This is a genomic window from Flavobacterium ardleyense (assembly GCF_042686085.1).
In the GTDB taxonomy this organism is placed as follows: domain Bacteria; phylum Bacteroidota; class Bacteroidia; order Flavobacteriales; family Flavobacteriaceae; genus Flavobacterium; species Flavobacterium ardleyense.
The window spans coordinates 235,378-256,602 of record NZ_JBHUOL010000006.1 but is presented as its reverse complement, the minus strand read 5'-3'; the positions used below and the strand labels follow the sequence as shown (position 1 = coordinate 256,602).

At 32.1% G+C, this 21,225-nt stretch carries 18 protein-coding genes; 13 read left to right on the top strand and 5 right to left on the bottom strand.

What is annotated here, in order from left to right:
* Positions 1–22 precede the first annotated feature (22 nt).
* The 13 genes from ACFSX9_RS02845 (at position 23) to ACFSX9_RS02785 (ending at position 14,231) form a co-directional block, all read left to right on the top strand.
* On the top strand, positions 23–2,533 hold the full coding sequence (locus ACFSX9_RS02845; RefSeq protein ID WP_379804140.1) for a DNA translocase FtsK: 2,511 nt from the start codon (positions 23–25) through the stop codon (positions 2,531–2,533).
* Between the two features lie 7 nt (positions 2,534–2,540).
* Positions 2,541–3,185, top strand: a complete 645-nt coding sequence (locus ACFSX9_RS02840; RefSeq protein ID WP_379804137.1) for a LolA family protein — start codon at positions 2,541–2,543, stop codon at positions 3,183–3,185.
* 10 nt (positions 3,186–3,195) lie between these two features.
* Positions 3,196–4,668, top strand: a complete 1,473-nt coding sequence (locus ACFSX9_RS02835) for an LptF/LptG family permease (protein ID WP_379804135.1) — start codon at positions 3,196–3,198, stop codon at positions 4,666–4,668.
* A 4-nt stretch (positions 4,669–4,672) separates the two neighbouring features.
* Positions 4,673–5,806: a 3,4-dihydroxy-2-butanone-4-phosphate synthase gene (gene ribB / locus ACFSX9_RS02830; RefSeq protein WP_379804133.1), complete on the top strand. Its 1,134-nt coding sequence runs from the start codon at positions 4,673–4,675 to the stop codon at positions 5,804–5,806.
* A gap of 236 nt (positions 5,807–6,042) precedes the next feature.
* Positions 6,043–8,160: a ribonucleoside triphosphate reductase gene (locus ACFSX9_RS02825; RefSeq protein ID WP_379804131.1), complete on the top strand. Its 2,118-nt coding sequence runs from the start codon at positions 6,043–6,045 to the stop codon at positions 8,158–8,160.
* Positions 8,141–8,314: an anaerobic ribonucleoside-triphosphate reductase gene (nrdD, locus tag ACFSX9_RS02820; RefSeq protein WP_379804128.1), complete on the top strand. Its 174-nt coding sequence runs from the start codon at positions 8,141–8,143 to the stop codon at positions 8,312–8,314. Before ACFSX9_RS02825 ends, nrdD begins: the two co-directional genes overlap by 20 nt.
* On the top strand, positions 8,301–8,987 hold the full coding sequence (locus ACFSX9_RS02815; protein ID WP_379804126.1) for an anaerobic ribonucleoside-triphosphate reductase activating protein: 687 nt from the start codon (positions 8,301–8,303) through the stop codon (positions 8,985–8,987). The genes nrdD and ACFSX9_RS02815 overlap by 14 nt, the downstream gene beginning before the upstream one ends.
* 34 nt (positions 8,988–9,021) lie before the next feature.
* Positions 9,022–9,456 carry an RrF2 family transcriptional regulator gene (locus tag ACFSX9_RS02810; RefSeq protein ID WP_379804124.1) on the top strand — a complete coding sequence of 145 codons (435 nt, stop codon included), beginning with the start codon at positions 9,022–9,024 and terminating at the stop codon, positions 9,454–9,456.
* A gap of 40 nt (positions 9,457–9,496) precedes the next feature.
* A complete protein-coding gene (nadA, locus tag ACFSX9_RS02805; RefSeq protein ID WP_379804121.1) occupies positions 9,497–10,423 on the top strand; it encodes a quinolinate synthase NadA in 927 nt (308 codons plus the stop codon).
* A 6-nt stretch (positions 10,424–10,429) separates the two neighbouring features.
* Positions 10,430–11,956: an L-aspartate oxidase gene (nadB, locus tag ACFSX9_RS02800; RefSeq protein ID WP_379804119.1), complete on the top strand. Its 1,527-nt coding sequence runs from the start codon at positions 10,430–10,432 to the stop codon at positions 11,954–11,956.
* Positions 11,953–12,387 (top strand): c-type cytochrome, encoded by a 435-nt coding sequence (locus ACFSX9_RS02795; protein WP_379804117.1) that lies wholly within the window; start codon positions 11,953–11,955, stop codon positions 12,385–12,387. The genes nadB and ACFSX9_RS02795 overlap by 4 nt, the downstream gene beginning before the upstream one ends.
* Positions 12,384–13,700, top strand: coding sequence for a cbb3-type cytochrome c oxidase subunit I (locus ACFSX9_RS02790; RefSeq protein WP_379804115.1), 1,317 nt, complete (start codon positions 12,384–12,386; stop codon positions 13,698–13,700). The genes ACFSX9_RS02795 and ACFSX9_RS02790 overlap by 4 nt, the downstream gene beginning before the upstream one ends.
* A gap of 96 nt (positions 13,701–13,796) precedes the next feature.
* The gene (locus ACFSX9_RS02785; RefSeq protein ID WP_379804113.1) at positions 13,797–14,231 is read left to right on the top strand and encodes an RrF2 family transcriptional regulator; all 435 of its coding nucleotides are present in this window, start codon (positions 13,797–13,799) and stop codon (positions 14,229–14,231) included.
* 25 nt (positions 14,232–14,256) lie between these two features.
* Here the strand turns inward: ACFSX9_RS02785 and ACFSX9_RS02780 are convergent, their stop codons facing one another.
* The 5 genes from ACFSX9_RS02780 to ACFSX9_RS02760 form a co-directional block, all read right to left on the bottom strand.
* The gene (locus ACFSX9_RS02780; RefSeq protein WP_379804110.1) at positions 14,257–16,248 is read right to left on the bottom strand and encodes a TonB-dependent receptor plug domain-containing protein; all 1,992 of its coding nucleotides are present in this window, start codon (positions 16,246–16,248) and stop codon (positions 14,257–14,259) included.
* Between the two features lie 53 nt (positions 16,249–16,301).
* On the bottom strand, positions 16,302–17,150 hold the full coding sequence (locus tag ACFSX9_RS02775) for a FixH family protein (RefSeq protein ID WP_379804108.1): 849 nt from the start codon (positions 17,148–17,150) through the stop codon (positions 16,302–16,304).
* 112 nt (positions 17,151–17,262) lie between these two features.
* Positions 17,263–17,640 carry a hypothetical protein gene (locus ACFSX9_RS02770; protein WP_379804106.1) on the bottom strand — a complete coding sequence of 126 codons (378 nt, stop codon included), beginning with the start codon at positions 17,638–17,640 and terminating at the stop codon, positions 17,263–17,265.
* 141 nt (positions 17,641–17,781) lie between these two features.
* Complete coding sequence (locus ACFSX9_RS02765) at positions 17,782–20,409, bottom strand: TonB-dependent receptor (protein WP_379804104.1); 2,628 nt, start codon at positions 20,407–20,409, stop codon at positions 17,782–17,784.
* Positions 20,410–20,411: 2 nt separating this feature from the next.
* A complete protein-coding gene (locus ACFSX9_RS02760) occupies positions 20,412–21,200 on the bottom strand; it encodes a GLPGLI family protein (protein WP_379804101.1) in 789 nt (262 codons plus the stop codon).
* Positions 21,201–21,225 lie beyond the last annotated feature (25 nt).

Sequence of the window (21,225 nt, the reverse complement as noted above, 5' to 3'; positions counted from 1 at the left end):
TTGTAAAAATCGTTCCTTTTAAATGGCTAAAAAAAATTCAAAAGATGCTGCAAAAACAGCAACAGAAACCAATAACAGTAAGTTTTCAATGAAAATGAACCGCCAGCAAAAATTTATTGTTGGTGTTTTACTTATTTTCTTTTCCATAGCTTTGCTACTAGCTTTTATTTCCTATTTTATTACTGGAAATGTAGATCAAAGCGAAGTATCAGAATTAGGAAATAGACTAATTAAAACTGAAAACTGGCTGGGAAAAATAGGCGCTTATGTAGCGGATTTTTTCATGTATAAAGGTTTTGGAGTTACTTCATTTATATTTATTAGAATTCTATTCTTAAGTGGCGCCTATCTCATTTTAGATATGTCGTTAGCCAAACTTAAGAAAAGTTTCTTTTGGGATTTATTTCTAATTATAATTGGTTCTATCCTTTTAGGTTTCTTTTGGAATATTCTTCCTCAATTAGGTGGAATAATTGGTTTTGAAATGAATTTATTCATACAGGATTACATTGGTAAAACTGGGACATTATTAGTTCTCCTTTTTGGAATTGTAATATTCTTAGTTTTCAAAATAAAAATTTCACCTGATACCTTTACTTCTATTTTTGAACGGTCAAATGATTCTTTCAAAGAAGATTTAAAAACAGAAGAAGCAAATGAAAATAATGAGACAGCTTCTACTTCTGCAGAAGAAAACAGCATAATCACAGCTCCAACTTCATCAAAAAAAGGAGACTTTGTCTTAACTGAAAATGATGAAGAAATTGGTGATTTTGAATTAAAAACTTATCCTACTTCTTTTGAAATTAATAAAGAAGCGTTAAAACCTACCATTACTAATTCTTCGGAACTAAGTATGGAGCCAAAACCAAAAAACGAAATACCATTAGTTACTAATTTCTCAATTGAAGATAAGTCGATTCCAAAAGAAAAATCTGTAAATGAAGATACTTTTGTAATTGAAAAAATAGCAGAAGAAGAAACTGTTGAAGAAAATTTAGCTTCGAGATTGGTACAGGATTTTGGTGAATTTGATCCAACGCTAGAATTAGCACGCTATCAATTCCCTCCTATTGATTTATTAAAAGAATATTCATCAGGTGGAATTACTATCAATCAAGCGGAATTAGAAGAAAATAAAAATAAAATTGTAGATACTTTAAAAAATTATAGCATCGGGATTTCACAAATTAAGGCAACCGTTGGGCCAACCGTTACTTTATATGAAATTGTTCCTGAAGCGGGAATTCGTATCTCAAAAATTAAAAATTTAGAAGACGATATTGCTTTGTCTTTGGCGGCATTGGGTATTCGTATTATTGCTCCAATTCCTGGTAAAGGAACTATTGGAATTGAAGTACCAAATAATAATCCGACCATGGTTTCGATGAAAAGCGTAATCGCTTCACCAAAGTTTCAAGCCGCTGAAATGGAACTACCAATTGCGCTTGGAAAAACTATTTCGAACGAAACTTTCGTTGTGGATTTAGCAAAAATGCCTCACTTGTTGATGGCTGGAGCAACTGGACAAGGAAAATCAGTAGGATTAAATGCCGTTTTAACATCGCTTTTATATAAGAAGCATCCCGCCGAAGTAAAATTTGTTTTGGTTGACCCAAAGAAAGTTGAACTTACGCTTTTTAACAAAATAGAACGTCATTATTTAGCAAAATTACCTGATGGTGGTGATGCTATTATAACTGATAATACTAAAGTAATCAATACTTTAAACTCGTTATGTATTGAAATGGATAACCGTTATTCTTTACTAAAAGACGCAATGGTTAGAAACATTAAAGAATACAACGAAAAATTCAAACATCGTAAATTAAATCCTGAAAATGGTCACCGTTACCTACCATATATTGTGTTAGTAGTTGACGAGTTTGCCGATTTAATTATGACAGCTGGTAAAGAAGTGGAAACACCTATTGCGCGTTTAGCACAATTAGCGCGTGCCATTGGTATTCACTTAATTATTGCTACGCAACGTCCGTCTGTAAACGTAATTACGGGGATGATTAAGGCTAACTTCCCTGCTCGTATCGCTTTTAGAGTAACTTCTAAAATTGACTCTAGAACTATTTTAGATTCGGGTGGAGCAGATCAATTAATAGGTCGTGGAGATATGTTGTACACGCAAGGAAACGAAATTGTACGTGTACAATGTGCATTTGTTGACACACCAGAGGTAGAAAAATTATGTGATTTCATTGGTGCACAAAAGGCATATCCAGAGGCTTATTTACTTCCAGAATATGTGGGAGAAGAAAGTGGCATAAAACTTGATGTAAACATATCCGATAGAGATATTTTATTTCGAGATGCAGCCGAAGTGATAGTTACAGCGCAACAAGGAAGTGCATCATTAATTCAGAGAAAACTTAAATTAGGTTACAACAGAGCTGGTCGATTAATTGACCAATTAGAAGCTGCTGGAATTGTAGGACCATTTGAAGGAAGTAGAGCCCGTTCAGTTTTAGTTCCTGACTTAGTTTCTCTTGAAAATTTTTTAAATAATGAACAAAAATAAAAACAAAATGAAACGTATTTTAAGTGTAGTATTCTTACTTTTTATCGGATTGTCAACTCAAGCTCAAGATGCTAAAAAAGCAAAGGAACTTTTGGATGAAGTATCAGCTAAGGTGAAGTCTTATACTAATATCGTAATTGACTTCAAATATTCGATAAACAACCCAGCAGAGCGAATCAATCAGGAAAGTAACGGAAATGTGGCTTTAGAAGGAAATTTATACCACTTGAACTTTATGGGTGTAACTAAAATATTCGACGGTAAAAAAGTATATACTATTGTTCCAGAAGATGAAGAGATAACAATTGAAAATTTTGACGCCTCTGATGACAAAGCGATAACACCTAATAAGATGTTAACATTTTTTAATACAGGCTATAAATTCGCTTGGGATATTACTCAAAATGTAAAAGGAAGACAGATTCAGTACATAAAATTAATCCCGAATAGCACTAAAGATACGCGTAAAGAAATCCTAGTAGGTATTGACACGCAAACCAAACACATCTACAACGTAATTGAAGTAGGTAAAAATGGTTCTAAGACTACATTAACTGTTAATTCTTTTAAAACAAATCAGCCATTATCCAAAAATCATTTTACCTTTACGAAATCAAAATATCCTAATTATTACATCAATAAATTAGACTAAAAAAGTTCGGGTGAAAATTTTAGATAAATATATTATTAAATCTTACATGATTACATTTACTACGGTATTTGTAATCTTGTTTTTTATATTCGTTTTGCAAGGCATTTGGCTTTTTATAGCTGAATTAGCAGGTAAAGATTTGGATTTTTTCACCATTTTGAAATTCCTTTCTTTTTATGCGCCTACCATAGTGCCGATGGTTCTTCCTCTTTCAGTGCTTTTAGCAGCTATCATGACTTTTGGTAGTTTTGCTGAAAACTATGAATTTGCAGCAATGAAATCATCAGGGATTTCATTGCAAAGAGCCATGAAAATGTTAACCATAACAATTGGTGCGCTAAGCTTAGTAGCTTTCTTTTTTGCCAATAACGTGATTCCCGACGCACAATACAAATTCATCAACCTTAGAAAAACTATCGTGCAACAAAGACCAGCAATGGCTATTGCAGAAGGCCAATTTAATATGATTGGAGCTTCAAACATTAAGGTGGATAAAAAATCAGGAAAAAACGGAGAAAAACTTGAGGGTGTTACCATGCACGTTAAAAACACAAGCATGGGACTTGGTGCCAATACTATAATAAAAGCTAAAAGAGGTTTGTTAACCAGTGATGATGATTCGAATTATCTTCAATTAGAATTATTTGACGGTTATTATTACGAAGATATTCATCCAAAAAATTATGAAGAGCGCAAAAGAATGCCTTTTGCAAAAAGTAGTTTCAAAAAATACATCATTAATATTGATTTAACCACTTTAAATCAGGCTGATTTAGATAGTGATGGATCGATAACTTCCGAGAAAATGTTGACTTCTTCCGAGTTATTATTTACAATAGATTCGTTAGATATAAATTACAAAAAAGATGCGATTTCGTTTGCGGAAAATATAATCAACAGAAACGAATATGTTGTTACCAATAAGGATATACCTTTAAAAGATCCTATAAGATCTCCTAAAATTTCAAAATTAACTGAAAAATCAAAAGATTTAATAAGTATTTTTTCATATTCTGAAAAATCACAAATCGTAGAAATTGCTAAAAACAATCTAACTAGTATTGAATATAGTATTGAAAACAGTTATTTAGATTTAGAATATAAGTCGAAAAACATCAACCTGCACTGGCTTGCCATTTATGAGAAATTTGTAATCGCTTTCTCCTGCTTACTAATGTTTTTTATTGGTGCACCATTAGGAGCGATTATTAGAAAAGGTGGTCTGGGATTACCTATTGTTTTTGCAATGTTAATTTTTATCACTTTTCACTTCATCAATACTTTTGGACGAAAACTGGCACAAGAAGATACTATTTCTCCCTTTTTAGGTTCGGCAATGTCTTCTATTGTTTTAATTCCTTTGGCGATATTTTTAACTTATAGAGCTACAAATGATATTGGAATCATGGTCAATTTTGATTGGCTTACTGATCCTATAAAAAATATATTTAATAAACTTACACATACTAAAGACAACAACTAACTCCATGTCAAACAACATACAACTAAACACCATCGAAGAAGCTATTGAAGACATCCGTCAAGGAAAAGTTATTATAGTAGTAGACGATGAAGATAGAGAAAATGAAGGTGATTTCTTGGCTGCAGCCGAAAAAGTCACTCCTGAAATGATTAATTTCATGGCAACTCACGGAAGAGGTCTAATCTGTGCGCCATTAACAGAATCGCGATGTAAAGAATTAGATTTACATACGATGGTTCGAAATAATACGGATCACATGGAAACGGCTTTTACTGTTTCTATTGATTTAAAAGGAAATGGCGTAACTACCGGAATTTCAGCAGCAGACAGATCACGAACAATTGAAGCCCTAATTGATCCTGATACAAAACCATTTGACTTAGCACGACCTGGACATATTTTCCCATTGATTGCTAAACAAGGTGGTGTTTTAAGAAGAACCGGTCATACGGAAGCTGCGATTGATTTCGCAAGATTAGCTGGATTCAAACCTGCTGGTGTTATCGTTGAAATCATGAACGAAGACGGAACAATGGCACGTTTACCTCAATTATTTGAAGTAGCTAAAAAATTCAACTTGAAATTAGTTTCTATCGAAGATTTAGTGGCTTACAGAATGCAACACGATAGTTTAATCCAAAAGAAAGAAGATTTTGAAATCGAAACTCGTTTTGGAACGTTTAGAATGCGTGCTTACTTACAAACTACCAACAAACAAGTTCATATTGCTTTAAGTAAAGGAACTTGGAACGCTGGCGAACCTGTTTTAACACGTATCAATACTACCCAAGTTAATAACGATATTTTAGGAACGTTAACAATGGGTAACGATAAAAAATTAGAGGATATTTTCCGTAAAATCAATGATGCTGAGAAAGGTGCAATTGTATTTATCAATCAGGAAGTGAAATCTTTGGAATTATTAAATCGTATTAGCGAGTTAAAAGTGTTACAAGGTCAAGGCGAAATGAGAGCACCACAGATTAAAATGGACACCAAAGATTTTGGAATTGGAGCTCAAATTCTACACGATTTAGACATCACAAAAATTGAATTGCTTTCTAACAGCTCTGCTCCTACTAAACGTGTGGGAATGATTGGTTACGGTTTAGAAATTACAGAATACGTGAATTACTAAGTAGAAATGCACCAAATAAATATACTAACTCTCAAGTAAATTGGGAGTTTTTTTTATGCCTTATTTTTCGGTAATAAATTATTTCGATTTGCGTAATATCTAAACAATTGAAAATCAAATCTTAAACTTATTAACAAAATTAATAGCTAAATTGTTGATTACTTGTCATTCAAACAAGACAAAAAAGTCTTTTTAATTTCTACATTTGTTCCATAGCACAATTAAATTTCTACACTATGGACAAATTTGTAATCAAAAGAAATGGTCAATACTTGCCATTTGAAGCTTTTAAAATTGAAGAAGCCATCCAAAAAGCGTTTAGCAGTGTTTCTGAAACTTACAATCCAAAAGTAACAGAAACCGTATTTTTATTGTTAAATCACCAAGATACTTTAGCAGTCGAAGACATTCAAGATTCCATCGAAAAAGTATTATTTGAATACAGTCATTTTGAAGTAATGCGTTCTTTTATGATCTATCGTCATACTAGAAAAATGCAAAGAGAACACGTTTTAGGTTTGAACGACGACACCACTTATGTAGACAGCACGCAAACTATTGAAGAATATATCCATCAAACCGATTGGCGAATTAATGCCAACGCCAATACTTCGTATTCCAATGCGGGTTTAGTAAATAACGTAGCCGGAAAAATAATTGCAAATTATTGGTTAGATAAAGTCTATTCGAAAGAAGAAGGTTATGCCCACAGAAATGGTGATATTCACGTGCACGATTTAGATTGTTTAACCGGATATTGTGCGGGTTGGAGTTTACGCGTTTTGCTAAATGACGGATTCAATGGCGTTCGTGGTCGCGTGGAAAGTCGGCCACCCAATCATTTTAGAGAAGCATTGGGTCAAATGGCTAATTTCTTAGGAATTTTACAAAGCGAATGGGCCGGAGCTCAAGCATTTAGTTCGTTTGATACCTACTTAGCACCTTACGTTTTTAAAGATGATTTATCGTTTGATGAAGTACTGAAAGCCATCAGAAGTTTTGTTTATAATTTGAATGTTCCGGCACGTTGGGGACAATCACCTTTTACAAATATCACTTTAGATTGGGTAGTTCCCGATGATTTAAAAGTGCAAATTCCAACAAGAAGCAATCAGCATTTATTCAATGGAATTACCGATGAAAATACCATTCAAAAAGCAAAAGAATTAGGAATATCAGACCTTACGGAAATGCGTTACGAACATTTTCAAAATGAAATGGATATGATCAACAAAGCCTATTTTACCGTTATGACGGAAGGCGATGCTCACGGACAACCTTTCACTTTTCCTATTCCAACAGTGAATATTACCGAAGATTTTGATTGGTACGGAAAAAACACAGATATTCTATTCGAAAATACAGCAAAAATTGGTTCTTCTTATTTCCAAAATTTTATCGGAAGTCAATATAATTATGATGAAAATGGGAATAAAGTCGAAAATCCAAACGCCTATAAACCAAATGCAGTTCGAAGTATGTGTTGCCGATTACAACTCGATTTACGTGAATTGCTAAAAAGAGGAAACGGATTATTTGGAAGTGCCGAAATGACCGGAAGTATTGGTGTTGTTACTATTAATATGGCAAGATTAGGCTATTTGAACAAAGGAAATAAAGAACAATTATACACTCAATTAGATCGTTTATTAGACATTTCGAAATCCACTTTAGAGAAGAAACGCATCTTTATTCAAGAAATGTATGACCGCGGATTGTTTCCTTATACCAAACGTTATTTACAGCATTTTAGAAACCACTTTTCAACAATTGGTGTCAACGGAATGAACGAAATGATACAGAATTTTACCGATGATAAAGAAAATATTGTGTCCAACTTCGGGATGGAATTCGCTATTGAGATATTGGATTTTATCCGTACAAAAATGCGTGCCTATCAAGAAGAAACAGGCAATTTATACAATTTAGAAGCTACTCCGGCGGAAGGAACTACGTATCGTTTTGCTAAAGAAGATAAAAAACGTTACGCCGATATTATCCAAGCGGGTGAAGGTGAAAATATTTATTATACCAACAGCTCACAAATCCCTGTAGATTTTACTGAAGATCCTTTCGAAGCCTTATTATTACAAGATAAATTACAATGTCAATATACGGGCGGAACGGTTTTACACTTGTATATGAATGAAAAATTAAGTTCGGTTGAAGCGTGTAGAAACTTTGTTAAAAAAGTGATTACAAATTTCAAATTGCCTTATATAACCGTTACGCCAGTATTTAGCGTTTGCCCAAAACACGGCTATTTGAATGGTGAACACGAATTTTGTCCACAATGCGACGAAGAATTACTAAATACCTTAAATATAAATAATTATGAAAACACAAACCACTGAAGCCTTGCTTTTAAACACTGAAAAAAGAACCAAATGTTTGGTTTACACCAGAGTAATGGGTTATCACAGACCTGTTGAAAGTTTTAATATTGGTAAAAAAGGAGAGCACAAACAACGCACTCATTTTAGAGAATGCAACAATGGAGTGGCATAACAAAAAAGCAATTCATAGCATCAGTCCGTTTACTTTATTAGATTATCCCGATAAAACGGCTTGTATCTTATGGTTTTCGGGATGCAATATGAAATGCGATTATTGCTACAATCCAGAAATAGTTTTCGGAAAGGGACAATTGTCTTTTTCCGAAATCTTTTCGTTTTTAAAACTTCGAAAAAACCTTTTAGACGCTGTTGTTTTAAGCGGTGGCGAATGTTTAATTCATCGAAATATCTTGCCATTAGTTCAAACCATTAAAGCAATGGGATTTCAAGTAAAAATTGATACTAACGGAAGTAAACCATTGGTTTTAAAAACTTTATTAGATCAAAATTTAGTTGATTATATAGCAATGGATTTCAAAGGTCCGAAGGAGAAATTTGAAAAAATTGCTCATCTAAATGCTTACGGAAGTTTTAAGGAAAGCTTAAAATTATTAGTTGAAAATGAAACTATTCCGTTTGAAATTAGAACGACTTTTCATTCGTCATTACTGAACAAAGAAGATATTTTAGAAATGATTCAAGATTTAAATGATACCAATTATAATAAACCCTTTTACATTCAAAATTTTAGAAATTATCAAAATACAATTGCACCACTACCCGATTCAAAACCTCTAAAAACAACAGATTTCTCTGCTGATATGACCAAAGTCATATTTCGATGAAGTAAAAAACGTAACTTTGTTTTAAATTTTAACTATGTTTTCAAAAACTTGCGAATATGCTATTAGAGCTACCATTTATATTGCATCAGAATCTTCTGAAAGCAAGCGTTGTGGCATTAAAGAAATTGCAAGAAAAATTGAATCTCCAGAACCGTTTACAGGTAAAATCTTGCAACGCTTAGTAAAATCAAACATCATTAATTCGATAAAAGGAAATGGTGGCGGATTTGAAATTGAAAAATCACAATTCGAGTTAATTAAATTAGACCAAATTGTAAGAGCTATTGACGGAAATGATTTATTTGATCGTTGTGCTTTAGGATTGCACGATTGCTCTGATCGATTACCTTGTCCTTTTCATCACAAGTACAAACCGGTTCGTGAAAATTTAAAGAAAACATTGAAAGAAACTTCCCTTCAAGAACTAATTGACAGTTATAATGCAGGTGGAACTTTCTTAAAATTATAAAAAAAATTTACTAAAATAGAAGACAAAAACATCCTTTTAAATGAAAACACTTCAAGATAAGATAATCGCTTTAAAGCAAAAGAAAAACGCAGTAATATTGGCTCATTATTATCAACATAAAGCGATCCAAGACATTGCTGATTTTGTTGGAGATAGTTTAGAATTATCGCGAAAAGCTTCGACCACTGATGCGGATATTATTGTTTTTGCTGGCGTATATTTTATGGCGGAAACGGCTAAAATTGTAAATCCGACTAAGAAAGTTTTAATTCCAGATGAAAATGCAGGTTGTTCCCTTGCCGATGGTTGTCCACCTGAAGATTTTAAGCAATTTTTATCCAATTATCCAAATCATACCGTCGTGACTTATATCAATTGTTCGGCTGAAGTAAAGACTTTGACAGATATCGTTTGTACATCTTCGAATGCCAAAAAAGTAATTGCTTCGATTCCAGAAGATCAACCCATTGTTTTCGCACCGGATAAAAATTTAGGAAAATATCTAATTGCTGAAACCGGAAGAGAAATGGTGCTTTGGGAAGGTTCTTGCATTGTGCACGAAGCATTTTCATTGGAAAAATTGATTGATTTACATAAAAAAAATCCCACAGCTCATATCATCGCACATCCTGAATCGGAAACGCATATTTTAAAAGTGGCTAATTATATTGGTTCCACTTCTGGAATGATTAATTATGTGAAAAATACAGATCACGATCTATTCATTGTTGCTACTGAAGCAGGAATTTTACACAAAATGCAACAAGATAATCCTCAAAAAACCTTAATTCCCGCTCCTGCAAAAGAAGATAATACTTGTGCTTGTAGCGAATGTGCGTTTATGAAATTGAACACCTTAGAAAAATTATACAATTGCTTAAGCGATGAAAGTCCGGAAGTTAAATTGGAACAAGATATAATTGAAAAAGCCTTGCTTCCTATCCAAAGAATGTTGGCTCTAAATTAAACGAAAATGCAAAAATTAACAACCGATATCTTAATTGTAGGCACAGGATTAGCCGGATTATCATTGGCAAAATATAGCAGTGAATTGAATCCCGATTTGCAAATTTTACTGCTTAGTAAAACTTCAATTGATGAATGTAATACTTATTACGCTCAAGGCGGAATTGCCGTTGTGCACGATTTCATAAAAGATAGTTACGAAAAACATATAGAAGATACGCTTAATGCTGGAAAAGGAATATGCGATGAAAAAGTAGTGAAACACGTCATTACAGAAGCCCCGAAACGCTTGAATGAATTGATAAATTGGGGAATTGAATTAGACAAAAACCAAGAAGGTAATTTGGATTTAGGCTTAGAAGGTGGTCATTCTCAAAATCGAATTGTACATCACAAAGACAAAACCGGTTACGAAATTGAAACAAAACTAATTCCTATCATTGAAAATCTTCCGAATGTAGCGATAAAAACATCCTTTTTTGCTACCGATTTAATAATGGAAAATGATACTTGTTTAGGTGTAATTGGCTTTGATGACAAAGGCGAACCCACCATAATTGAAGCAAAAATTACCGTTTTAGCATCGGGTGGTTTGGGACAAGTTTTTGGAGTAACTTCGAATCCTTTTGTTTCAACTGGTGATGGCGTTGCTATGGCGATTCGTGCCAATGTGGCGTTGAAAAATATGAAATACATCCAATTTCATCCGACAGCTTTGTATGAACCCAATAAAAGTCAGGCGTTTTTAATTACCGAAGCTATTCGTGGTTTTGGTGCCCATATTTTGAATCAAAAAGGCGAACGATTTTTATTGAAAGCTCATAAAATTGGTGAATTAGCAACCCGAGATGTAGTTTCAAAAGCCATTTCTGAACAAATGAAAATTGAAAATAGTAAAAACGTTTGGTTGGATTTAAGACATTTACCATTGGAAGATTTCAAAAATAAATTTCCAAAAGTATATGATTATTGTACGGAAGAAGGTTTTGATATTACTAAAGATTTGCTTCCGATTACGCCGGCTTCGCATTATCAATGTGGCGGAATTGTAGTTGATGAAAAGGGTGCAACGGATAAATCCCATCTTTTTGCTTTGGGCGAATGTTCTTATACGGGATTACACGGAGCTAATCGATTGGCTTCAAATTCACTTTTGGAAGCGATGGTTTATGCTCACGATGTTGCCAATCACATCACGAAAATAATTTCAAAAATTGAAGCAAAATCTTATGATACTGATACTTTAAAATACAAAAACATTCATCACGAAGAGGTATTTCAATTTAGAAATCAACTGCAACGAACAATGAAATATGATGCCGTTTATGGCACAAAACAAGATATCATAACTTCTTATCAAATGGTCTGCGAAATGCAGAAACGTTTTAAAATGAAGTTTAAAAACTACAATTCTCATCCATTTTTGTGCGAGACTTATAATTTAATTCAAACAGCAGAAATCATCTTAAAGGAAAGTCTGCCCTTGAATTATAAACGTGTAAAAGCTACCAAAAAAACCAAAGCTAACTTATGAATCTAAATATATTTCAACAACCAAGAAAAGTTTTCATCATCTTGTTTAGTTGCTTCCTTTTATATAGTTTTTGGGTGTATTCGATTCCGTTATTCAGCACTTATCCTACTCCAATTCAAAAAACAAAATTGGTGAGTGACGGTCGTTTGGTTTGGCAAAAATACAACTGCCATACTTGCCATCAATTTTATGGCTTGGGCGGTTATTTGGGACCTGATTTGACCAATGTATATTCGCGTTCTAATAAAAATGAAGCGTATATCAAAGCGATGATTCAATCGGGTGTGCGACAAATGCCTGCTTTTGAATTATCGGACGAGGAAATGACGACACTTTTAGCATTTTTAAAAGATGTCGATGCTTCTGGAAGTGCTGATGTAAAAGCCTATCAGCCTGAAATTTTAGGAACTTTTAGTTTGGAAAAGAAATGAAAAATATTGGAATTATATTAGTTAGAATCGCATTATTATTAATCTTATTAGGTCTGATATTTGGACATCTAGCTTCTGAAAGTTACCAAATTCCTGAAGCTAAGAAAGGCATTATGGGATTTTTATCGCTTCGGCCGATGCACGTGAGTAGTGCTTATTTAGGAATTATCACTGCCGGATTAGGTTTCGTAAGTATTATCATCCAAAAAAGAAGAGATTCCTCTTTCGAAAGAAAATTGCAATTACTACATTTATTTTTATGGATAACGGCTTTAATCGGGATATTTTACAGCTATTTAACTGGAGATTTTGGTGGAAGAGAATACTGGGAATTCAATCCTATTTGGGCTTTACCCATCTTTCTTTCGTTCATCGTTTTTCTGGTTTTTTATTTGCATCAAGTTGGGTTTAAAGAAAAATGGCCCGTTTACCAATGGATGTGGTTTACCGGAATTATCTTTTTTATCTTCACCTTTATTGAAAATTATTTGTGGGTGATTCCTTATTTTCGTTCGCATTTTATTGCAGATATGACGATTCAATGGAAAGTTAACGGTTCTTTAGTGGGTGCAGTAAATCAGATTATTTATGGAACGGCTTTCTATCTGATGGAAAAAATTAGTGGCGATAAAAAAACATCATATCAAAAACTATCTTTTGCACTTTATTTCTTGGGATTATTTAACTTGATGTTCAATTGGGGCCATCATATTTACTTACTTCCGACTGAAAAATTCATCCATTATATTGCTTATGCCGTTAGTATGACCGAATGGATTTTATTTATCCGTATTTTTTACAAATGGAATAAGCAAATCAAAGAAAACAAACAACATTATTACTTATTTCCCTATCGCTTTTTAATGGCAATGGATTATTGGGTAATTTTGAATTTAGGAACAGCATTGTTGATGTCAATTCCAGCGATAAATCTTTATACGCACGGAACGCATATCACGGTCGCACACGCAATGGGAACAACAATCGGAATTAATACGATGATTGTTTTAGGTGCAAGTTTTTATTTTTTCAAACCAAATTTTCTATCTATTAAAGCCTTACGATTCAATACAATTCTGTTTTGGACCGTACAATTTACGTTATTAGCTTTTCTTACAGCATTAGTTGGTATGGGCGTTCAAAGAGCTTTTTGGCAAGCTGGATTAACTAGCAAAAGCTTCATTCAAATGACAGACGCAAGCAGTTATTGGACTTTAGCCTTCATAATTTTAGGAACACTTTTAATGCTAGTTATGGGATATTTCATTATTTATTTACTCTTCAAATCGTTCCGAAAAAACAATGTAACTTAAGAAAATCAGGCAAATAAGCATCAAAATGTAAATTTCAATCGTTTATCACATGATTCCTATTATCTTTGCTAATCAATTTCACCAAATAGAAGATTTATGTTTTCAAAATCCTGCAATTATGCTATCAAAGCTTCGATTTTCATCGCACAGAATTCGTTAGAAGAAAAGCGAGTTGGCTTTGTTGCTATTGCGAAAGAAATCGAATCACCGGAAGCTTTTACAGCTAAAATTTTACAAATTTTAGTAAGAGCTGGCATCATTGAATCTGTAAAAGGAGTTAATGGTGGATTTTCTATTCCGAAAAACAAAATTGCTACTACTTATTTGGTTGCAATTGTAGATGCTATCGATGGAGACAGCGTTTTTCACGGCTGTGGATTGGGTTTGGCACAATGTTCAGAAACACAACCTTGTCCGGTGCACGATAAATTTAAAGTAATTAGAGAAGCTTTAGCACATATGCTAAAAACGACTAATTTAGAAGAATTGGCTTTAGGAATTAAGTCAGGCGAAACCTTCTTAAAACATTAATTCCTAAAGCGAATCCTATTTATTTTTAGAATTGAATCATTAGATTCACAAACATATTTCTACCCATTCGAGGTAAATTTTTCCAATCGGTGTACGTTGTATATTGCGTATCCAATACATTTTCCATTCCCGTATTGAAAATCATTTTGGCTTTTCCGAAGTTAAATTTATAACCAAAATTTAAATTTAAAATTGCATAATCTTTGGTTTTATCTTCTCCATAAAAAGGATTAAATTCTGTCTGCGTTGTATTTCCTCGAACTAAAACTTCTGCATTGAATTTGTTTTTTGTAAATGCTACAGATGATAAATAACTGAACGGACTCATAAAAGGCAAGCCATCATTATTATTGTCTTTTCCTAAATTATAAGCAAATTGTGCTTTCCAAGTCCAATTTTGGTGTAAAAAGTAACTAAAAGTCACGTCATTTGACCAAATTGTAGCATAATCAATTGCGGTATACACTTTAATTCCATTTGCACCGATAGTCATTGGAGCAACTAATGGATCTGGAATTCCGATGATGTAATTATTAATGTGGAAATAAGAAGAAGACATTTTCGCACTCCAAGTACTTCTTTTCACACCTAAAAACGCACTTGCTTCTAAAGCTTGTTCACTTTTTAAATCTGGATTTCCGATGTAATCATAACCATCAAAACTATTGAATAAATAAAATCCGTAACCCTCAGAAACTGATGGTGCTCTTTCTCCATAACCCGCTCCTACTCCATATTGCCATCCATTTTGATCATAGCTATAATTCGAAGAAAAACTTTTTAAGAATCTTGTATTTGTAGCATCCATTTCCGGATGAAATATTTTTAAACTTTGTAAGCCAAAATCACTGGCCACATTATTAAAATGCATTCCTAAAGAAGTAGTGAATTTTAAGCTGGAATGACAATTTAACAACCAATTATCTTCTAGATAAATTCCAGTGTATAATGTTCGGATATCAGGCCAAGTGTACATAAACATTAAGTTTTCATTTGGATCGGCTGGATACATTGTCATTTCGGCTATCGAACGGTTATAAAAACCATTTAAATTCGCCGTAAAATGATGATTTTCAAACTTTCCATTCACTTTTGAATATAAACCATACGTATCGCTCCATCCGGGCATATCCATATGAATTGGGACGTTTGGACGTTTTGTATCATCCATTGTATGCGTAATTGTGTTGAAATAAATCTTAGTTTCCCAATTATCGACTAATTCAGAAATTGACTGGTATTCAAATTTAACTGAAGCAATTACGGCTTCCGCCAAAGAAACATCCATCGGTAAAGCTGGATAACCCACATCGGTAGCTTTGTCATAAATTACAGAAGCTTCAATCAATTTGTTAGACGCCAAACGATATCCCGAAGTCAACGAAAGGTTTAATTTTCGGAATTGAGAAAATAGAATTTCATCGTTATTTCCATCTTTGTAATTTTCGGCATCACGAAACATTACATCCGTATCAACATAAAACAAACTGTCCACATAATTGATTGACGAACCGATTATTTTCTGTTTATTATTGGTTTCATATCCAGTATTCAGCGTGAAATCCCAACCTTTTGAAACAAATTTATTACGACTTCTTTTCAAATCAATGGAACCACCAATTGTATTTCCGTGGCAAGTTCCTTGTTGCCCAGATGAAATCGCTGCTTCGGATAAGTTCGAAACTTCAACATAAGAAGTCACAGGATCCATTTTATCAGTACAAGCTCCGAAAATTCGCATTCCATCAATGGTTACAACAGTTCGTTCCGTTGCCATTCCGTTGATGATTGGTTCCCAAGCATAAGCACCTCTTTTAATTAAATCTACTTTGGTTGATTTTTGTAGAAATTCATCTACTGATGCTAGTGTTTTTGATTGTTTTTCGTGTAATTGTGATTTCGTTCCAGCTACAATTACTTCTCTTAATTCCTTAACTTCTAAAGAATCGTTTTCTATTTCTTGCGCAAATACGATAGAAAAAGAAAGTGCTAATATAAAGGCTAAACTATTTTTCATAACAAAGATTTTAAAAAAAGCCATTTATAAAAATGACTTTTTTTATAAGTAAACTAGAACTCGATTTCAAAGAAAATACTACTTGCTTCTACTGAATCTGTAATTTCTTCTCCTTTTAATATCGTACCTTCAGCATTAGCTAATTGTAAATTAATTTTCCAATAACCAGACATAGTCATTGATAATTTTCCGTTATACAACCCGCCAGCTGAAGCTTGAGTAGCATTTACATTGTTTGGAGAAGAATGATTTCCCATACTTGGCATTCTTGGATCAATTTTTACAGTATAACCATCTACAACTGGGAAATTCATCATTGTGTCCATTTTCCAAACACCTACTTTAAAGTCATTGATTGCAACTTTTGGACTAGTTGGATTTACAAGTGCTACTAAATATTTTGTTCCATCAGAACCAGCAAATACATTTACTCTTCTTTTTGCGGCATCAGGAACATTAATAACTGAAGTTGCTGTATATTCTACTCCGCTGATAGTATATGTAACATTTAAATCCCAATATTCAGTTTCATTTTGAGGCATTTGAAACATAATGTAACCCTTATAAAGTGTTCCGTTTTCAGTAACTTTCTCAACAGAAGAATAAGGACAAGCATGAGTTCTTGCCGTCATATGCATTAATGGTTTCCAAGATACTGCAGCATCTTTAACATACTGATTTGTCGCATTATTTTTAATTCGTAAACTGATATCATTGTATCCCAGCTCTAAAGCAACTTTATTAGAATATAATTCGATAGTATGTGTGTCGTTTGTAATTTCTTTGAACTTTGTAATACCTGATAATTCATTGACAGGAGTTGAATCGTCATCGCTTGAACATGATACGAAAGTGAAGGCCATAGCAAAAATAGCTACAATATATTTGATTGAAGTTTTCATTTTAATTGATATAAAAGATTGATATTCATCATACAGCATGAATTTAGCTATATAACTTATGTAAGTAAATTTTTAACTGTCGAAATTTAATAAAAAATTGACAAACCAATAATTAAACCAATGCAAGAATGGGCGGGTGAAAAACGTAACTATCATTCATGTGAAAGTAAAAATTTGAATAATTGTTACTGATTGAAGTGATATTAGGGTAATAAATTTGTCGAAAATCCATAAATTCAAGTGCTTGACAAAAAACAATTTCCGCTTGTTGGAATGATGTTTTTTTCTCACTTGAATTCGCATTATCACTTTCTGATGCTTTTGCTAATTGCTCAGTTAAATGACATTTTCCATTACAATGTAATTCAGGTTTTGACTTGTTTTCACAAAGTTCTGTAACGATATAATCATAATTGACAATGTATTCTAAAACCGGTAACACTGGCTTTAAAAACATTAAAAACGAAATTATGATTATTACTCTTTTCATAGGACAAATGTAGTCCAATTCAACACACTTTTAATATGATTATAATCATGTTTTATTAATTTATTATAATAATCACTTTGTAGGCTATTTGTAGAAAAATCTGTGTCCTAAATTATTGTTCGACATTCCAGAATGCATGGACTATAATGTAAATCTAACTTTAAACAGCACTTGGGATGGTCTGAGTGCAAAACTAGTTTCAACATAGCTGAAGCTATCCACATTCACAGTTTGAAATTCGTTTGTATTAAATATGTTATTGTATTGAACTTCGAAATCAATTTTTTTACTTTTCCATGTGTAGCGATAAATTAAATCGGCAAAAAGATTTTCATCAGTTGTCGCAAATAAGTTGTTTTTAAAGTATTCGGTTTTTAGCCCGATGTAATGATTCTTAAGCGGATATAAATTTAAACATGCCAAATGCGATTGGTTTGTAATCGCTTTCTTACTTTGATTATCTACTTTACTTTTCGAGATATTCCACTTAGCCTGATACTCCAAATCAAACCATTTTAAAATATCTGTATTAGATTTTATACTAATAGTACTATTTTGAGAATTTATTTCTGCCAACTGATTGTTTAAAAACTGATTAAAACTGAAACTTGACCAAGAAGAGCTCAATTTAAAATTAGTTTTAATGGTGGAAATATATTTATTAACATTTCCAGAAATAATACTACTTTTTTTGATGTTACTTTGCTCAATAGCTTCCAATTCAATACTTCCGTTATTTAAAATATTAATTTTATTTATCAAATTAAAATTAGAGACTGAATATGAATAAAATAAATTTCCAAAAAGTGATGTTAGCGGGTTTCGATAAGAAATACCTATGTTATAGGTCTGGGTATACGTTTGTGGAATAATAGAATTATTGCGTTGAATATTTCGATAGTTTTTTAAAATATAAGCATAATTAATAGCATCAATTGATCCGAATTTATTTTTAAATCCAGCTGAGCTACTAATTTTCCAGAATGAATTGATATCATTAACTACTGATATTCTAGGTTCAAAAGTTACTTTATTTAATGCTTCTCTTTTATCTAAATGATAATCTTTAATTTGTAAATAATTGAAGTTCAAAGGTGAATTAAATTCAAGTCGCCAATTATTCTTTTTATATTGTGTCTGTAGTTCAATGTATAGTTTAGATTTAAACCAGTCTAACTCATTGTAGAACTCATTATTTTGGATTTGTATGCCCTCAATAAATAGCGCTGTATCTAAATTCTGATTCTCTACGTTGACTCCAAATTTGGGTGTTATTGTAAATTGCTTCAATGCTTTAGTGAAACTAATAGAATTGGAAGTGTTTATATTTTGTAAATCTACGTTTTGTTTCAAATTATCATATGGAACTCCATTGTTCAGTAACACATCAAACTGACCTGGATTAACGTTTAATATTTGTGGCGTTCTATTATATCCAAAATACGAGTTGACAGTTAGGAGCTGCTTACCGAGACTAAAGATATTTTTGAATTTATTTGAAATAGTGTAATAATGATTGTTCAAATTTTGGTTCACTCCTAAATTGTTTGTGCTTATAAGTCCATTATTGTTATCCCAGTATCCTTGATATTGAATGCTGTTTTTAAAATAATTCTCTTTGGTGTTTTTTTGAACGGTTAAGTTAGTCTGTAAAGAATTATTATATATTCGATTGTATTTTACTTCATTGATAGCAATAGTGTCATTTTGAGTAAAAAACAATGTTTTTGTCGCACCTTTTTGTTGCTGATAATCGTTTAAATAAGAAATATTAACGCGTAACTCTAAGTTTTTTTTAAGCTTTTGCAGATAATTTGCAGTAATTAAATGGATATTATTATCCAACCATCTTTTTTCGGAGAAGGAAGGCGTATTTAAACGTTGGATGGCGAGCCAGTCTTTTTTGTCGCTATTACTTTCAACACTTTCTATTAAATCTTCTAAAGTCAAAGTTTCTAGTTGCGAACTGACATCATTCCCTGTATTATTTGATTGATAGGAAGTCAAAAATTGTCTGTTTTTAGTAAACAACATGGGAGTCAAATTATTTTCCCATAAAATTGGCGATAAACCAATACCTAATTCGGCTTGACCCGTAAAAGAAACACTATTTTTAAGTTTGATATTTAATGCAGCATTGTCCGAATATACCAAGCTATCTAAAACTCTTACCGGTTGATGGTTTTCTAATATTTGAACTTTTGCTACTTGACTGAATGGAAGGTTATTATTTGCAAGATTATATTTACCTTCTAATAAATCCATACCTTCAATATAATATTTATTGATTGGTTTGCCTTGATACAAAATTTTACCATCAGGCATGACTTCAATTCCTGGCATTTTTGATAATACATCTGCAATAGTTCTGTCTTTTTCACTTGCAAATGAAGCAACATTATAACTTAAAGTATCACCTTTTTTTGTAATAGGCGAAGTTTTAAGAATAACTTCTTTTAAAATAGTGATTTCTGAAACTAGGGTATAATTTATTCTTTGATTTATATTATCAATTATTTTAATTTCCTTTTTATAGCCTAAAATTTGAACTTCAATAGTGAATTTATCTAAATTTGAATCTACATTTATTTCAAAATTCCCATTATCATCAGTAATATCATAAGCTATTATGTTGCTAGAATCAATATTATTTATAACTACACTTACTCCATAAAGGTTTTCTTTCAAATCATTTTTCACATTACCTGTAATCTTGATTTGAGAAAAACAACAAATAGGAAAAAGCAACAAAATAATATATTTAGTCATTTTTAATTTGTGGCTAATTCTATAGGATTGTTCATTTTTGCCAACTTTTCTTTTGCTTTTTTAATCATTTCGGGAGTGACATTAAATCCTGAATTTTGTAAATTACTTATTTGATTATTTCTGACTTTGGTAATCTCTTTCATATTTGCTTCAATAATATTGCGATGCTGTATATTATGAGCTATGTTTTTAGATTGTAGAGAAATCATTGAAAAGAAATGATGGTTTTTTGTGTCATAAATTTCAATAATTAGACCCGGTAAACCACTAAATTTATAGGGACCATCAATTATAGGAACCTCGTTTGTAAACCACGCAACATAATCTCTGCCAGCAAAAGTTGTAGTAGCTTTTCTGCATAAGTATCCACTGATATTTTTTTTCTCTTCCACTAACTTCCAATTTAAAACAGGCTTGGTATTAGCGTCCAAGTAAGTGGTGATAAAAATAGTTTCAAAATAATTAATACTCTTTTTATCTTTGTTCTTTTCCACCTCAAATTTTATTTTATTTTTAGGTATAGAATTCTTCAAAGCTAATAGTTCAGTAACATTTAAATTTTTACTTTTTAAGGTATCTAATGTAAACTTGGCATTACTAATAAAAAAGCTCTTTTTAGAATTTACTAATAGAAGCATTTCTTCATTTTCTTTGCTAGCTGCATCTGTAGAATCTGATTGAAAAGTATATTGATACTTGATTACGGTTTCAAAGTTAACTTCTTGGGCATTTGATTTATTATTTATAGAAAGCAAATAAATTATAAATATTAAAACTTTTAGATTTTTCATTATATATTAAAATTTAAACCCTCAA

Excerpts from the sequence above, each read along its gene's own strand:
- ACFSX9_RS02790 (WP_379804115.1), top strand. The coding sequence starts at position 12,384 with ATGAAAAATATTGGAATTATATTAGTTAGAATCGCATTATTATTAATC.
- ACFSX9_RS02775 (WP_379804108.1), bottom strand. The coding sequence starts at position 17,150 with ATGAAAACTTCAATCAAATATATTGTAGCTATTTTTGCTATGGCCTTC.
- nadB (WP_379804119.1), top strand. The coding sequence starts at position 10,430 with ATGCAAAAATTAACAACCGATATCTTAATTGTAGGCACAGGATTAGCC.
- ACFSX9_RS02770 (WP_379804106.1), bottom strand. The coding sequence starts at position 17,640 with ATGAAAAGAGTAATAATCATAATTTCGTTTTTAATGTTTTTAAAGCCA.
- ACFSX9_RS02815 (WP_379804126.1), top strand. The coding sequence starts at position 8,301 with ATGGAGTGGCATAACAAAAAAGCAATTCATAGCATCAGTCCGTTTACT.
- ACFSX9_RS02840 (WP_379804137.1), top strand. The coding sequence starts at position 2,541 with ATGAAACGTATTTTAAGTGTAGTATTCTTACTTTTTATCGGATTGTCA.
- ACFSX9_RS02780 (WP_379804110.1), bottom strand. The coding sequence starts at position 16,248 with ATGAAAAATAGTTTAGCCTTTATATTAGCACTTTCTTTTTCTATCGTA.
- ACFSX9_RS02810 (WP_379804124.1), top strand. The coding sequence starts at position 9,022 with ATGTTTTCAAAAACTTGCGAATATGCTATTAGAGCTACCATTTATATT.
- ACFSX9_RS02845 (WP_379804140.1), top strand. The coding sequence starts at position 23 with ATGGCTAAAAAAAATTCAAAAGATGCTGCAAAAACAGCAACAGAAACC.
- ACFSX9_RS02825 (WP_379804131.1), top strand. The coding sequence starts at position 6,043 with ATGGACAAATTTGTAATCAAAAGAAATGGTCAATACTTGCCATTTGAA.
- ribB (WP_379804133.1), top strand. The coding sequence starts at position 4,673 with ATGTCAAACAACATACAACTAAACACCATCGAAGAAGCTATTGAAGAC.
- ACFSX9_RS02765 (WP_379804104.1), bottom strand. The coding sequence starts at position 20,409 with ATGACTAAATATATTATTTTGTTGCTTTTTCCTATTTGTTGTTTTTCT.
- ACFSX9_RS02795 (WP_379804117.1), top strand. The coding sequence starts at position 11,953 with ATGAATCTAAATATATTTCAACAACCAAGAAAAGTTTTCATCATCTTG.
- ACFSX9_RS02785 (WP_379804113.1), top strand. The coding sequence starts at position 13,797 with ATGTTTTCAAAATCCTGCAATTATGCTATCAAAGCTTCGATTTTCATC.
- ACFSX9_RS02760 (WP_379804101.1), bottom strand. The coding sequence starts at position 21,200 with ATGAAAAATCTAAAAGTTTTAATATTTATAATTTATTTGCTTTCTATA.
- nrdD (WP_379804128.1), top strand. The coding sequence starts at position 8,141 with ATGAAAACACAAACCACTGAAGCCTTGCTTTTAAACACTGAAAAAAGA.
- nadA (WP_379804121.1), top strand. The coding sequence starts at position 9,497 with ATGAAAACACTTCAAGATAAGATAATCGCTTTAAAGCAAAAGAAAAAC.